This is a genomic window from Burkholderia cepacia (assembly GCF_029962485.1).
Classification (GTDB): Bacteria; Pseudomonadota; Gammaproteobacteria; order Burkholderiales; family Burkholderiaceae; genus Burkholderia.
This window is the reverse complement of sequence record NZ_CP073638.1, coordinates 1,460,177-1,472,765: the sequence shown is the minus strand read 5'-3', so window position 1 is coordinate 1,472,765 and position 12,589 is coordinate 1,460,177. Positions and strand designations below refer to the sequence as shown.

The 12,589-nt window shown below is 67.9% G+C and carries 15 protein-coding genes; 5 read left to right on the top strand and 10 right to left on the bottom strand.

From position 1 onward, the window contains the following. Nucleotides 1-31 precede the first annotated feature (31 nt). Entirely contained in the window at nt 32-889 is an 858-nt protein-coding gene (locus tag KEC55_RS22875; protein WP_282511100.1) for a LysR family transcriptional regulator, read from the bottom strand. A 115-nt stretch (nt 890-1,004) separates the two neighbouring features. Here KEC55_RS22875 and KEC55_RS22870 point away from each other — a divergent pair, with 115 nt between their 5' ends. From KEC55_RS22870 to KEC55_RS22860, 3 genes are all read left to right on the top strand, one after another. Next, nucleotides 1,005-1,388 carry a tautomerase family protein gene (locus tag KEC55_RS22870; RefSeq protein ID WP_282511098.1) on the top strand — a complete coding sequence of 128 codons (384 nt, stop codon included), beginning with the start codon at nt 1,005-1,007 and terminating at the stop codon, nt 1,386-1,388. A gap of 126 nt (nt 1,389-1,514) precedes the next feature. Further along, nucleotides 1,515-3,161, top strand: coding sequence for a CHAD domain-containing protein (locus KEC55_RS22865; RefSeq protein WP_282511096.1), 1,647 nt, complete (start codon nt 1,515-1,517; stop codon nt 3,159-3,161). A gap of 34 nt (nt 3,162-3,195) precedes the next feature. After that, complete coding sequence (locus KEC55_RS22860) at nt 3,196-4,032, top strand: TOBE domain-containing protein (RefSeq protein WP_282511094.1); 837 nt, start codon at nt 3,196-3,198, stop codon at nt 4,030-4,032. A gap of 166 nt (nt 4,033-4,198) precedes the next feature. Here the strand turns inward: KEC55_RS22860 and KEC55_RS22855 are convergent, their stop codons facing one another. The 4 genes from KEC55_RS22855 to KEC55_RS22840 form a co-directional block, all read right to left on the bottom strand. Continuing rightward, a complete protein-coding gene (locus tag KEC55_RS22855) occupies nt 4,199-4,900 on the bottom strand; it encodes a sulfate/molybdate ABC transporter ATP-binding protein (RefSeq protein WP_282511092.1) in 702 nt (233 codons plus the stop codon). A 55-nt stretch (nt 4,901-4,955) separates the two neighbouring features. Beyond that, on the bottom strand, nt 4,956-5,633 hold the full coding sequence (gene modB, locus KEC55_RS22850) for a molybdate ABC transporter permease subunit (RefSeq protein ID WP_222905476.1): 678 nt from the start codon (nt 5,631-5,633) through the stop codon (nt 4,956-4,958). A gap of 10 nt (nt 5,634-5,643) precedes the next feature. Continuing rightward, entirely contained in the window at nt 5,644-6,444 is an 801-nt protein-coding gene (gene modA / locus KEC55_RS22845) for a molybdate ABC transporter substrate-binding protein (protein WP_282511082.1), read from the bottom strand. Between the two features lie 128 nt (nt 6,445-6,572). Further along, the gene (locus KEC55_RS22840) at nt 6,573-7,271 is read right to left on the bottom strand and encodes a phosphatase PAP2 family protein (RefSeq protein ID WP_282511080.1); all 699 of its coding nucleotides are present in this window, start codon (nt 7,269-7,271) and stop codon (nt 6,573-6,575) included. A gap of 259 nt (nt 7,272-7,530) precedes the next feature. Between KEC55_RS22840 and KEC55_RS22835 the strand changes: the two genes are divergently transcribed. After that, nucleotides 7,531-8,625, top strand: coding sequence for an extracellular catalytic domain type 1 short-chain-length polyhydroxyalkanoate depolymerase (locus KEC55_RS22835; protein WP_282511078.1), 1,095 nt, complete (start codon nt 7,531-7,533; stop codon nt 8,623-8,625). 96 nt (nt 8,626-8,721) lie between these two features. Next, a complete protein-coding gene (locus tag KEC55_RS22830; RefSeq protein WP_081051934.1) occupies nt 8,722-8,898 on the top strand; it encodes a DUF3563 family protein in 177 nt (58 codons plus the stop codon). 107 nt (nt 8,899-9,005) lie between these two features. Here KEC55_RS22830 and KEC55_RS22825 read toward each other — a convergent pair whose 3' ends face one another. From KEC55_RS22825 to KEC55_RS22805, 5 genes are all read right to left on the bottom strand, one after another. Further along, nucleotides 9,006-9,425: an organic hydroperoxide resistance protein gene (locus KEC55_RS22825; RefSeq protein ID WP_176046005.1), complete on the bottom strand. Its 420-nt coding sequence runs from the start codon at nt 9,423-9,425 to the stop codon at nt 9,006-9,008. Between the two features lie 153 nt (nt 9,426-9,578). Next, nucleotides 9,579-10,031, bottom strand: coding sequence for a MarR family winged helix-turn-helix transcriptional regulator (locus tag KEC55_RS22820; RefSeq protein WP_282511074.1), 453 nt, complete (start codon nt 10,029-10,031; stop codon nt 9,579-9,581). A 199-nt stretch (nt 10,032-10,230) separates the two neighbouring features. Beyond that, entirely contained in the window at nt 10,231-11,040 is an 810-nt protein-coding gene (locus KEC55_RS22815; protein WP_282511072.1) for a BPSS1780 family membrane protein, read from the bottom strand. After that, a complete protein-coding gene (locus KEC55_RS22810; protein ID WP_282511070.1) occupies nt 11,031-12,029 on the bottom strand; it encodes a homoserine kinase in 999 nt (332 codons plus the stop codon). The genes KEC55_RS22815 and KEC55_RS22810 overlap by 10 nt, the downstream gene beginning before the upstream one ends. Nucleotides 12,030-12,130: 101 nt before the next feature. Beyond that, nucleotides 12,131-12,526 (bottom strand): hypothetical protein, encoded by a 396-nt coding sequence (locus KEC55_RS22805; protein WP_021160838.1) that lies wholly within the window; start codon nt 12,524-12,526, stop codon nt 12,131-12,133. Nucleotides 12,527-12,589 lie beyond the last annotated feature (63 nt).

Below are 12,589 nucleotides of genomic sequence, written 5' to 3'. Positions count from 1 at the left end.
CTGGAGATTGCGGGCGGCGTAATCCGCCAGTTTACGCCGAGATTGCAAGGCTGTCGGCAAACCTTCGCAATGCGGCGGCGGCGCGTGTGTCGCGTACGCGCGAATAAAGCACGACCTGCGACAGCGGCAGCGGCGGCAGCCCGTATTTCGCGCCGACGTCGACCAGCGTGCGCGGTGCGACACGCCGTGCCAGTGGGCAGACGGCCAGCCCCGCGGCGGCGGCGGCCGTGACCGCCGCCACGCCGCCGCCCGTAAAGCGTTCGCGCCACGGCCGCCCTGCGCGGTCGAGCGCGCGCAGCGCGGCGGCCCGCACGCCGCACGGGCTGGCCAGTACCGCGAGCGGTAGCGGTTCGCCCACGCGCGGTGCCCAGTCGGGCGCGGCGAGCCAGGCCAGCGGCTCGGAAAACAGCAGCGTGCCGTCTTCGCGCGGCGGATCCTCGCCCGGCTCGTGCCGCACGATCACCGCGTCGAGCCGACGTTCGTCGTATTGCGCGAGCAGGTTCGTCGACGTCCCAAGGTGCATTTCCAGCGACAGCCCCGGATCCTGCCGATGCAGGCTCGTGAGCACGGCCGGCAGGTCGGGCACTGCGACGTGCTCGCTGACACCGAGCGACAGGCGGACCGTGCCGGCCGAGATCGCGCCGAGCGCGTGATCGTGCGCATCGAGCAGCGCGCGGGCGGCCGGCAGGAAATTCTCGCCGTCGGCAGCCAGCTTGACGACACGCGGCGTGCGCGCGAGCAACGGCTTGCCGAGATGGGCCTCCAGCCGCTTCAGCTTCAGGCTGACGGCCGATTGCGTGGTGCCGAGTGCATCGGCGGCGCGCGTGAAGCTGGCGAGATCGGCGACCAGCACGAAGGCGCGCACGGCATCGAGATCGAGTACTTTCATTTCCAATGTAAATGGATGAAATATTAATCAATGACTGTTCATTATAGTTCTGCGCGCCTAACCTGACCCTGTGTTTCCGTTCTTCAACGTCAATTTCACCGACAGGAGCAGGACCATGCCATTCACCCGTATCGCCGTACGCGAAGGCAAACCGGCCGCCTACCGCGCGGCACTCGTCGACGGCGTGCATCGCGCACTGATGCAGACCTTCAACGTGCCCGAGGACGACATCTTCATGGTCGTGACCGAGCATGCGGCCGAGAACTTCGTGTATGGCCGCCATTACCTCGACGTCGAACGCAGCGACGATCTGGTGATGATCCAGATCACCGCGAACAACACGCGCACGCTCGAGCAGAAGCGGGCGCTGTACCGCACGATCGCGGAGAACCTCTCGCAGAAGCCCGGCGTGCGACAGCAGGACGTATTCATCAGTCTTGTCAAGGTATTGAAGGAAGACTGGTCGTTCGGCAACGGCCTTGCGCAATACGCCATTTGATATCCGACAGGGCGGCAGGGCCAGATCGTCGCCGGCACGTTTTTGCGACGTGTACTATTGAAGCTGCTTCACGGGCGACGCCGGCGCGGTCGATGCACCGGCGATTCTTCTTGTGCGGGAGCCTTCATGTCGCGTGTGCTGGAAATCGTGTTGTCGTTGTCGCTGGAAGGTTGGCCGGTCAAGGCTGCGAGTCGCGCCCGCGGCACGCAGCGCGACTTCGGCGCCGAACTCGTGCGTGCGTGGCGGATCTGCCCGCAGGTGCGAATGCGGCGCGGCCATGAACGCGTGACGATCGAGCCGTGCCAGATCGAGGAGGCCGAGGCGAGCCCCGGCGCAAGCTGGTGGACCTGGGTCGAATCGAACGCGCATGGCAGGCGTGTCGTCGCGGCGCGCACGAAGGCGTTCGCACCCGGCGTCACCGAGCGCGAGCTGTTCGATGCGGAGCATGCGGGCATCGTCGTCGCGATGCCGTTACCGGTACCCATGACGACGACCGCAGCCGATGCCGACGCACCGACCGACGAAGTCGATGGCGTCGCGCCTGACGCCGCCGCGCCGCCGGAGGCGGGTGCGCAGCCCGAAGCGTCGGCGCTGCGCCTCGTCAGCGAACGGCGGCGCGGGCGGTGGGCCGACGACAGCGGCGTCGTGGTCGAGATGACGCTCGACGACATCACGCTGTACGGCGGCGGCGAGCCGCCGCGCCGCTATGTCGAGTTGCGTCTTGCCGCACCCGACTGGGAAACCGTCGCCGCGCGCACGGCCGCGTTGCAGGCACTGTTTGCCGCGGCGCGCGAACTGAGCGGCGCGTGGCCCGCGTTCGTGCAACTGACGAGCGTGATCGACCGCGCCTGTGCGGGCGAGCCGATGGCCGCCGGGCTGGTCAAGGCGCAGTTCGTCGACCTGACCGGCATCCGCACGCAACGCGCCGCACTGTTCGCGCTGTCCGGCGACATCACCGCGCAGTGGCTCGGTAACGAGGGCGGCGTGCTCGATCGCGACGATCCCGAATTCGTCCACCAGATGCGCGTCGCGCTGCGCCGCCTGCGCACGCTGATGCGTTTCTTCCCGCTTTTCGCCGACCGCCAGTGGCGCGACACGCTCGGCGTCGACCTGCGCTGGCTTGCCGCGCTGCTCGGCACGGTGCGCGACTGGGACGTGTTTTCGACCGAAAGCCTGCCCGCGCTGATCGCCGCCGACGGCGGCGACGGCGACTGGAACGGCACGCTCGACGCGGCACGCGCGCAGTCGATGGCCGCGCGGGTCGAACTGCGGCAGGCGCTGCATTCGGCCCGCTACGCGCGGCTGACGCTCGGCTGGCTCGAATGGCTGAGCACGCTTGCGCTGCCGGCGGCCGAAGGCGGCGATGCGCCGTCGCTGCGGCGGCACGCGACGAAGCGCGTGCGCCGGCTGTTCGGCCATCTCTACGCATCGCCGTCGCTCACGTCGCTCGATACGGCTGCGCGCCACCAGGTGCGGATCGATGCGAAGCGGCTGCGCTATGCGCTCGAGTTCTTCGCGTCGTTGGCGTCGCGCCGCACGCGCAGCGAGACGGTCAAGACGCTCACGCGCGTGCAGAGCGTGCTCGGCGAAGCGAACGACACGATGGTCGCGCTGCATCACCTCGAACAGCTGGCGGCGCCGCCGTACCAGCTCGGTTTCGTGCGCGGCTACGGCGCGGCGCTCGAACAGCGCGCGGCGCGCGACGCCGAAACGCTGCTGGCCAGCCTGCGTCCGCCGAAGCTCGACGGCAAGCCGGGCCGAGCGGCGCGCTGACTATAATGGCCGCCCGTTTCCCGCACGCATCCCGATGACCGACGCACCGCATTCTTCCTCGTCCGCCGAACCGCTCGAACTGGGCGGCGAGCTGTGGTTGCGCGCCGGCGAGCAGACGCTCGGCGGCGCGACGCGCATCGCGCTGCTCGCGGCGATTGGCGATACCGGTTCGATCACGCGCGCGGCGAAGGCCGTCGGCCTCAGCTACAAGGCCGCGTGGGACGCAGTCGACACGATGAACAATCTCGCCGGCGAACCGCTTGTCACGCGGTCGACGGGCGGCAAGGGCGGCGGCGGCACGACGCTGACACCGCGTGCGACGTCGCTGATCGCCGCGTTCCGCACGATCGAGCGCGAGCATCGCCGTTTCATCGAGGCCGCGAGCGCGGCCGTCGCCGGTTTCGATGTCGACTGGGCGCTGATCGGCCGGATCGGGATGAAGACCAGCGCGCGCAACCAGTTGTTCGGCAAGGTCGCGTCGATCGTGCGCGGCACCGTCAACGACGAGGTGACGCTCACGCTGCCCGGCGGGCAGCCGGTCGTTGCCGTGCTCACGCACGAAAGCGCCGATGTGCTCGGCCTGCGGGAAGGCGTGGATGCGTGCGCACTGGTGAAGGCGTCATGGGTCGTGCTCGCGGTCGACGATGGCGGGCCCGACCTGAAGGTGTCCGCGCGCAACCGGTTGCGCGGCAGCGTCGAAGCCGTCGCGGCGGGCGCGGTGAACAGCGAGGTGACGCTGGCGCTCGACGGCGGCGGGACGCTGACGGCCGTCGTCACCAACGACAGCGTCGCGGCGCTGCAACTCGACGTTGGCCGGCCGGCGATCGCGCTGTTCAAGGCATCGAGCGTGATTCTCGCGGTGACGGGCTGACGAAGCACCGGGGCGGTGCGCTTCGAAGCTCATATGACGGACGGTGCGAAGCCGGCACCGCACAGCGCGTGCGCGGCGCCGGCTTCGTTTCCGCTTTCGACATATGCCGCTATGCGCGGCTTCTCTCAGGCTCCAACCTGCCTGCCACGACCACGGCCTCGCGCATTCAGGTGACGCGCGTCGGCCACTCGGCGTGCGGCGGGTTCGCCTGCACGCGTCCTTCGCTCAACTGCACGACCTGGTCGCCGAATGCGGCGACGTCGTCGGGGTCGTGCGAGATCAGCACCATCGGGATATCGAGCCGCGCCTGCAACTCGGCGAGCTCGTGGCGCATGCGCTGGCGCATCGCGCCGTCGAGCGCCGCAAACGGTTCGTCGAGCAGCAGGATTCGCGGTTGCGCGACCAGCGCGCGCGCCAGTGCGACGCGCTGTTTCTGCCCGCCCGACAGTTGCGACGGATACTGCCCCGCGAGCGTTTCCAGGTCGAACGCGCGCAGCCAGTACGCGACCTCGGGCGGCACCGCTTTCGCGCGCGGGTTGCGCAGCCCCGACGTGAGCCCGAACGCGATGTTCTGGCGCACGTTCAGATGCGGAAACAGCGCGTAATCCTGGAACAGGTAAGCGACCCGGCGGTCGCGGGTTGGCACGTCGATGTGGCGCGCGGCGTCGAACAGCGCTTCGCCGTTCAGCGTGATCGAGCCTTCGTCGGGCGACAGCAGCCCGGCGATCGCCTGCAGCGTCATGCTCTTGCCCGCGCCGGACGGCCCGAACAGCACGACGCGCTGCGTCGTCGCGGTAAACGACATGTCGAGCGTGAAGCGCCGCTCGGCGTTCGCGTAGGTCTTGCGGATGTCGACGACGAGGCTCATGCGGGCCTCCGCCGAAGCAATCCGGCCGCGCAACGATACGGACGGGGTACGCGCTTCATGTCAGCTGGCTCCGCCGGGCGCGCGACGGCACGAGCCAGCCGGTCGCGAGCAGCACGAGCACGCAGGTGATCGACGTCACCAGCACGAGGAAGTTGGCCGTGTTGTCGTCGCCGGCCTGCACAGCCGCGTAGATCGCGACCGACAGCGTCTGCGTGCGGCCGGGCAGGTTGCCCGCGATCATCAGCGTCGCGCCGAATTCGCCGAGCGCGCGTGCAAACGCGAGCAGCGCGCCCGCGAGAATGCCGCGCGTGGCGAGCGGCAGCGTCACGCGGAAGAACACCGCGACTTCGCCGAGCCCGAGCGTGCGCGCCGCGCGTTCGAGATGCGGATCGACGCCTTCGAACGCGGCGCGCGCCGACTTCAGGATCAGCGGAAACGCGACGACCATCGACGCGATCACCGCGCCTTGCCACGTGAAGACCAGCTCGATGCCGAGGTCGTCGAGCCACGCGCCGAACACGCCGCGCCGGCCGAGCAGCACGAGCAGGTAATAGCCGAGTACCGTCGGCGGCAGCACGAGCGGCAGCGTCAGGATGGAATCGACGACATCGCGCAGCGGCGAGCGCCAGCGCGCAAGCACGAATGCGGCCGCGACGCCGAGCACGATGTCGAGCGCGGTTGCCCAGCCGGCAACCTTCAGCGACAGCAGCAGCGGTACCCAGGCGTCTTGCATCGCGTAACGCTCACTTGCCCGCGGGCTTGAAGCCGAACGTCGACAGCACGGCCTGGCCCTGCGGTGACGCGACGAAGTCGATGAACGACTGCGCCTGCGCGGCGTGCCGGCTGTCCTTCACCACGGCGATCGGGTAGGTGATGGCCGTCTTGGTCGGTACCGTCAGCGCGACCTTCACGCGGCCCGGCATGATCGCGGCGTCGGTGCCGAACACGAAGCCCGCGTCGACCTCGCCGCGCGCGACGTAGTCGAGGCTCTGGCGCACGTTGGCGGCCAGCACACCCTTCGCGCTGACGGCATCCCACACGCCGGCCGCGCGCAGCGCGCCTTCGGTGTAGCGGCCGACCGGCACCGATGCCGGGTCGCCGTATGCGATGCGCTTCACGCCGGGTGCCGTCAGGTCGTTCAACGACGTCGGTGCGGCCGCGCGGCTGTCCGCCGGCACGATCAGCACGAGCGAGTTCGCCGCGAAATCGCGACGCGTGCCGGGCACGATCACCTTCTCTTCCGCCGCGCGATCCATTGCCTTCTGGTCAGCCGACGCGAACACGTCGGCCGGCGCGCCCTTGGCGATCTGCTGCATCAGCACGTCCGAGGCGCCGAAGTTGAACAGCACCTTGGTGTCCGGATGCTGCTTCTCGTACGCGTCGCCGACGGCCTTGAACGCGTTCGTCAGGCTGGCGGCGGCCGACACGACCAGTTCGTCGGCGGCGGAAGCGGGCGCGCTGAACGCGATACCGGCAGCGGCAAGCGTGGCGATCGGCAGCAGGCGGAGCAGGGTGCGGCGAAGCGGACGGACGGATGAGCGCATGGTGGATTCGTTTTGAATGGGTGGAAACCGTAATCGTAATATAGGGTGGGTTATAACGCTCGACATACCGTTCATGCGACGGCGCGCATGAAATGGTCAGACCTGAAAAGGGGCGGCCGGGCGGCCGGTCACGTGCGAAGCGTGCGCGTCGACGATTCGGTGCGCTGCAGCGACGACGGCTGCGATGCGGGATGGTAGTTCGGGTTGGCCTTCCAGCGCGCGCGGACGAACGGGCGCTCGTGGCCGGACAGTTGCAGCGCGACCTTGGTGACCCAGCGATGCGACGGCACCGTGATGCCGTGCAGTGCGACGGTGACGATTGCGAGGCTCGCGACGACCGCCGGCACCGACCAGCGGTGCGGCACCGCGCGCCACGAGCCGGCGATGAACGCGAGCGCGGCGATCGCGCCCACGATGCAGCCGGTGATCGATTCGGACGGCGAATGCGCGTCGAGTGCGACGCGCGACACGCCGACCGCGACGCCGGCCGCGAGCCCGAGCGCGATGCCGGCGATCCGCACCGGCGTGCGCGTGCGGATCAGCGCAAGGAAGATCGCGACCGGATACACCGACGTCGACAGCATCGCATGACCGCTGAACCCGGTGAAATCCCACGCGCGGATGCCGATGCCCCAGCCGAGGAACGCGATCTTCGTGAGCGCCACCACGCCGATCGCAGCCGCCAGCACGCCGAGCCACGCGGCCGCGCGCTGCCACGAGTAGCCGAGTGCAAGCCAGACGGCGATCGTGATCGCGAGCGGCAAGGTCAGGCCGGCGCCGCCGAACGCGGTAATCATGATCCAGAGGTGAGACGACAGGTCGAACATCGGGAAGGGGACGAACGAAGGCGGGGAGAATGCTTAAATCAACGCGCGAGCCGGGAAGAACGACTACAACGGATACAAGCGGCGAAACCCCAGTATAGCGCCGCGTGTGCATGAGGCCCGTTTTTTGCGCCGCGGGGAACTATCCGCATGCAGGAAAAATCCCAGAAACAATGTTATGGTGCATTGCACAAAGTCGAACGATGCATCCGTTGCGGCACCTTCATGGCGCCCCTATTTTTCCTGACTGCGAGCCCGATCGATGACCAAAAGTCTGACCAAGGTGTGGGTGGGCGGCATGAAACGCATGCTGTCTCCGGCTGCCAAGCGCGCGGCGCGCGATGCGCAGCGCATCACACGCGACGCCCTCGAGGCTGCTGCCTCTCCCGCCGCATCCGATCTGTCCCCGCCACGCGAATCGCGCGTGCGTCCGCGTGCTGCCGCGTGGGCGGCGGGCGCGTGGACGCGCGGCGAACATCCGATGGCGCCCGCGCTCGGGCGCCTCGTCCAGAATCTCGCGTACGGCCTGTACGTGCCGCCTGGCCGCCGGCGCGGCACGATGCCGCTCGTCGTGATGCTGCACGGCTGCCAGCAGTCCGTCGACGAATTCGTGCAGGGCACGCGGATGAACCTGCTGGCCGACAAGCACGGTTTCGCGGTGCTGTATCCGGAGCAGTCGTTGCGCGCACACGTACACGGCTGCTGGCACTGGTATGAAGATACCGACCGCGCGGGCCGTGGCGAGGCGAACACGGTGGCGTCGCTGGTCGATGCGCTCGTCGACGAACACGGTTTCGATGCGTCGCGCGTCTACGTTGCGGGGCTGTCGGCCGGTGCGGGCCTTGCGTCGCTTCTTGCACTGCACCATCCGGACCGCTTCGCGGCGGTGGCGCTGCATTCCGGCCCCGCGCTCGGCGAGGCGAATTCCGGCATCACCGCGATGGACGTGATGCGGCGCGGCCTGCGGGAGAACCCGGCCGCGGTGATCGATGCGCTGGTCGATGCGGCTGCGTATCCCGGCATGCCCGCGCTGATCGTCCAGGGTGACGGCGACCACGTCGTCGCGCCGAAGAATGCCGATCAGCTGACGGTGCAGTTCATGCGCCTGAACGGGCTGGCCGATGCCCGCGGCGCACTGCGCGGCGGCGAACGCGTCGAGACGCGCGAAGCAGGCGCGCAGATCACCGACGTGTGCCGCGACGGCGAGCCGGTCGTGCGGCTTTGTCACGTGAAAGGGCTCGATCATGCGTGGTCCGGCGGCGACGAAGCCGTGCCGTTTCACGCAGCGGTCGGCCCCGATGCAAGCGCGATGATCTGGGCCTTTTTCGAGGCCAATCAACGCACTGTGGCGACCTGACGACGCACCATCCGATCAGTGCTAGCCAAAGCTTAGGGTTTTCCCTATAATTCGGGAAAACCCTAGTCAAAGAACCTTTGGATTGCGAGATCGAACATGTACCTGCTGAGCCACCTCTTCCTGATGCTGACCAAGAACGCTGAAAAGGCCTCGAAAGAGCGCGCCGAGGCGTACCTGGCCGATGCCACCGACATTTACGATCTCGAATTCCGCATGCGCAAGATCGATCGCGAAGCGGCGATGAACCGCCCGTACTCGATCGGCTCGCGCTAAGCAGCGCAGGCGGGCGCGCTGGCCCGCCGTTTCGACGAATCGCGCAAAAGGGCGCGTGCGGCTACATGCCGCACGCGCCCTTTTTGCATGTGCGCTCCAGCGTCGCGTCAGACGACCGTCAGGCGCACCGGCACGTTGTTGCGCGTCGCGTTCGAATACGGGCACACGTGGTGGGCCTTTTCGACCAGCGCCTGCGCGTCGGCCTTGTCGAACCCGGGCAGCGACACGCGCAGCTCGACGTCGAGCCCGAAGCCGCCTGCGTCGTTCGGGCCGATGCCCACTTCCGCCGTGACCTGCGTATCGGCCGGCAGCGCCTGCTTGTTCTGGCCGGCGACGAATTTCATCGCGCTCAAGAAACAGGCCGAGTAACCTGCGGCAAACAGTTGCTCCGGATTCGTGCCTTCCGCACCCGTGCCGCCGAGTTCGCGCGGCGCGGCCAGCTTCACTTCCAGCTTGTTGTCGGCGGATACTGCGCGGCCGTCGCGGCCGCCCGTGCTCGTGGCGCTGGTCTTGTACAGAATGTTCATCGTGCAGCTCCTGTCGGGAAAAGGGGAAAAGCGGTCCGGTCAAACGGGATGTCGCCGGCCACGAAGGAAATATAGAGCACAAATCATTAGTGTGCAAATGAAATTTTGAAGAAAAACCCGGCAGTGCCGGGCCGAGTGGTCGGCGCTCGCGTGTCAGCGTTCGTTGGCGGCCGACAGCGCGGTGCGCAATTGCTGGAGATCGGCGCGCAGCCTGATCAGGAAGTCGGGCGTCTGCTGCATCGCGCAAAAGAGATCGGCGGGTACCGAGCGCGCGCGATCCTTCAGTGCGCGGCCTTCCGGCGTCACGCGCACGTTCACGACGCGTTCGTCGGCCGAGCTGCGCACGCGTTCGACGTAACCGAGCGCCTCGAGTCGCTTGAGCAGCGGTGTGACGGTGGCCGGATCGAGATCGAGCCGCGCGGCGATGTCCTTCACCGCGATGTCGTCGCGCTCCCACAGCACGAGCATCGCGAGATATTGGGGATAGGTCAGCGACAGCTTGTCGAGCAGCGGCTTGTACGCCTTCGTCATCGCGTGCGAAGTCGAGTAGAGCGCGAAGCACAGTTGCTCATCGAGCGTCTGGGGCAGTGCGGGTGGGCGGTCCATGATTCGGGTGGCGCGACGGACGCGCGAACAATTTGTACGCAAATTATTTTGCGCGCAAAAGATCGGGTTGAACAGGGGCGCCCGGCGAGGGTTGCCGGTGATCGACGCGGAAAAAGGGGGGAAGATCAGAAGTGCGCCGGAAGGACACCCGGCGCGGTGAACGGCGTGACGGCCGGCGACGCGCGCCGGCCGGAGGGGGTTAGCGGCCGGACGTGGTCGTCGGCGCGCCCGGTTCCTGTACGCCGAAGCAGCCGCGATAGGTCGCGTAGAACGAGCAGTACAGCATCGTGACGATGATGATCGTCACCGGCATCATGATGGTCAGCGCATACGCGCCGGCGCCGAGCGCCTGCAGCAGCAGCGACAGCGCGAGCGACGTGCCGAGCGCGACGGCGAACCACAGCACGCCGTACACGACGAAGGCGCCGCGATTGCGCCAGCAGCTGACGACGCTGAAGAACAGCGCCTTTGCAGGCGGCACGTCATGCCACGCGACCAGCACCGGCGCGAACCAGAACAGCATCGCGACCGGCAGGTACAGCAGCGTCGCGAAGAACAGCGCACCGAGCGTGCCTTGCGCGGCCAGTGCTTCCGGCGTCGTGCTCGCTTCGTCGGCCGCGCCCATCATCACGTGGAACAGCGCGCCGCCGTCGACGAACGACGAAGCCGCGAACACCAGCACCATCGACGCGACGTAGATCACGCCGAGCACCAGCAGCCGGTGGGTCGCGACGGTGCCGTACGAGCGGAAGCCGTCGACGAGGATCGTCGGCATCACGGGCTTGCCGGCCACCGTGTCGCGGCACGCGGCCATGAAGCCGACCGCGATGCCGGGAATGAACACCAGCGGCAGCGCCGAGCCGATCACGGGCACCATCGACACCAGCGTGATCGCCAACAGGTACGTGAAGAACAGCGTGATGAACGCGAGCGGGTTCCGGCGGAACAGCCAGACGCCTTGACGGAACCAGACATAGCCCGTTTTGGCGGGCACTTCGATCAGTTGCATGCGGTTTGGATCTCGGGAAGCGCGGGCGTATGCGCGATACGCTCGCGCAGGATGCGTTCGAAATGGCCGGGGTCGTGCGGCTTGAGCATTTCGGCCGCACGCGGCAGGTAGAAGTCGTACAGGCGCGACACCCAGAAGCGGTACGCGCCCGCGCGCAGCATGTCGCTCCAGTGGCGGCGCTCCTCGGCCGTGAACGGCCGTACGGTCTGGTACGCGCGCAGCAGCGCATCGGCGCGCGCGACGTCGAGCACACCGGTCGCGAGGTCGACGCACCAGTCGTTGACCGTCACCGCGACGTCGAACAGCCACTTGTCGCAGCCGGCGAAATAGAAGTCGAAGAAGCCGCCGAGCCGTACGTCGTGGCCGGTGTCGGGCGCCGCGTGCGCGAACAGCACGTTGTCGCGGAACAGGTCGCAATGGCACGGCCCGGCCGGCAGCGCCGCGTAGTCGTCCGACGCGAAGAAGGCCGCCTGGTGCGCGAGCTCGCCTTCCAGCAGTGTGCGTTGCGCGTCGGTGATGAACGGCACGATCGCCGGCACGTTCTCCCGCCACCACGGCAGGCTGCGCAAGTTCGGCTGGGTGTTCGCGTAGTCGCGCCCTGCAAGGTGCAGGCGCGCGAGCATCTGCCCGACCTCGATGCAGTGTTCGACCCCCGGCGCGAGCTCGGCCGCACCGTCGAGCTTCGTGACGATCGCGGCCGGCTTGCCGTGCAACTCGCCGAACAAGGCGCCGTCGTCACGCGGAATCGGATCCGGCACCGGTACGCCGTGGCCGGCCAGATGGCGCATCAGGTCGAGGTAGAACGGCAACTCTTGCGCCGACAGCTTTTCGAAGATCGTGAGGACGTACTCGCCGCGCGTCGTCGTCAGGAAGAAATTGCTGTTTTCGATACCGGACGGAATGCCGCGGAACGCAAGCACGTCGCCCAGTTCGTAGTGGCGCATCCATTGCGCGAGATCGGAGTCGGAAACAGCAGTGAAAACGGCCATGCGGGATGCGTCAGGTCAGGGTGTCGGCACGCGGGCGGCGTGCGTCGCGACAGCAGGTGAAGGGAGGCGGCGCACCGCGAACGACGCGGCGGGCCACGGAATCAGTAGCGCAGGTTCAGCGACGGCAGGCGCGTGATCGGGATGCCCGCGTCGTGCGGCTTCGGCGACGTATCGGGCGTCGAGCTCATCTGGTAGCGCGTGCCGAAATTCGACTTCACGTCGATCTCGACCGGCTTGCCGCGGTCGCGGTACTCGGTGACCTCGGTGCCGTTCTTGCTCTTTTCGTGGAAGCTCGGCGTGCGGCGGATGTCCGCGAAGTCCACTTTCGACGTGACTTCGGCACCCGGCCGGTTGATCTTGCGGAGATCGGGCAGGCCGGCGGCCTCGTTGGCCTCGGCCCGGGCCTGCGCGTCGGCGTCAGGCGTGCCGCCGGCGGCGTAAGCGGCGCTGGCGGCGGCAAACGCGGCGGCAGCGACGACGAGAATGAGCGGCTTCATGATGAGTCTCCAGTGAACCTACCGATTTTAGCAAATACTGCGCGCCATCCGGCCCTCGCGTGC

Bases quoted from the DNA above. Each gene is read 5' to 3' on its own strand.
- KEC55_RS22870 (WP_282511098.1), top strand. From the start codon at position 1,005: ATGCCATTCACCCGTATCGCCGTACGCGAAGGCAAACCGGCCGCCTAC.
- KEC55_RS22810 (WP_282511070.1), bottom strand. From the start codon at position 12,029: ATGGCCGTTTTCACTGCTGTTTCCGACTCCGATCTCGCGCAATGGATG.
- modA (WP_282511082.1), bottom strand. From the start codon at position 6,444: ATGCGCTCATCCGTCCGTCCGCTTCGCCGCACCCTGCTCCGCCTGCTG.
- KEC55_RS22820 (WP_282511074.1), bottom strand. From the start codon at position 10,031: ATGGACCGCCCACCCGCACTGCCCCAGACGCTCGATGAGCAACTGTGC.
- KEC55_RS22805 (WP_021160838.1), bottom strand. From the start codon at position 12,526: ATGAAGCCGCTCATTCTCGTCGTCGCTGCCGCCGCGTTTGCCGCCGCC.
- KEC55_RS22875 (WP_282511100.1), bottom strand. From the start codon at position 889: ATGAAAGTACTCGATCTCGATGCCGTGCGCGCCTTCGTGCTGGTCGCC.
- KEC55_RS22835 (WP_282511078.1), top strand. From the start codon at position 7,531: ATGACCAAAAGTCTGACCAAGGTGTGGGTGGGCGGCATGAAACGCATG.
- KEC55_RS22860 (WP_282511094.1), top strand. From the start codon at position 3,196: ATGACCGACGCACCGCATTCTTCCTCGTCCGCCGAACCGCTCGAACTG.
- modB (WP_222905476.1), bottom strand. From the start codon at position 5,633: ATGCAAGACGCCTGGGTACCGCTGCTGCTGTCGCTGAAGGTTGCCGGC.
- KEC55_RS22825 (WP_176046005.1), bottom strand. From the start codon at position 9,425: ATGAACATTCTGTACAAGACCAGCGCCACGAGCACGGGCGGCCGCGAC.
- KEC55_RS22855 (WP_282511092.1), bottom strand. From the start codon at position 4,900: ATGAGCCTCGTCGTCGACATCCGCAAGACCTACGCGAACGCCGAGCGG.
- KEC55_RS22830 (WP_081051934.1), top strand. From the start codon at position 8,722: ATGTACCTGCTGAGCCACCTCTTCCTGATGCTGACCAAGAACGCTGAA.
- KEC55_RS22865 (WP_282511096.1), top strand. From the start codon at position 1,515: ATGTCGCGTGTGCTGGAAATCGTGTTGTCGTTGTCGCTGGAAGGTTGG.
- KEC55_RS22840 (WP_282511080.1), bottom strand. From the start codon at position 7,271: ATGTTCGACCTGTCGTCTCACCTCTGGATCATGATTACCGCGTTCGGC.
- KEC55_RS22815 (WP_282511072.1), bottom strand. From the start codon at position 11,040: ATGCAACTGATCGAAGTGCCCGCCAAAACGGGCTATGTCTGGTTCCGT.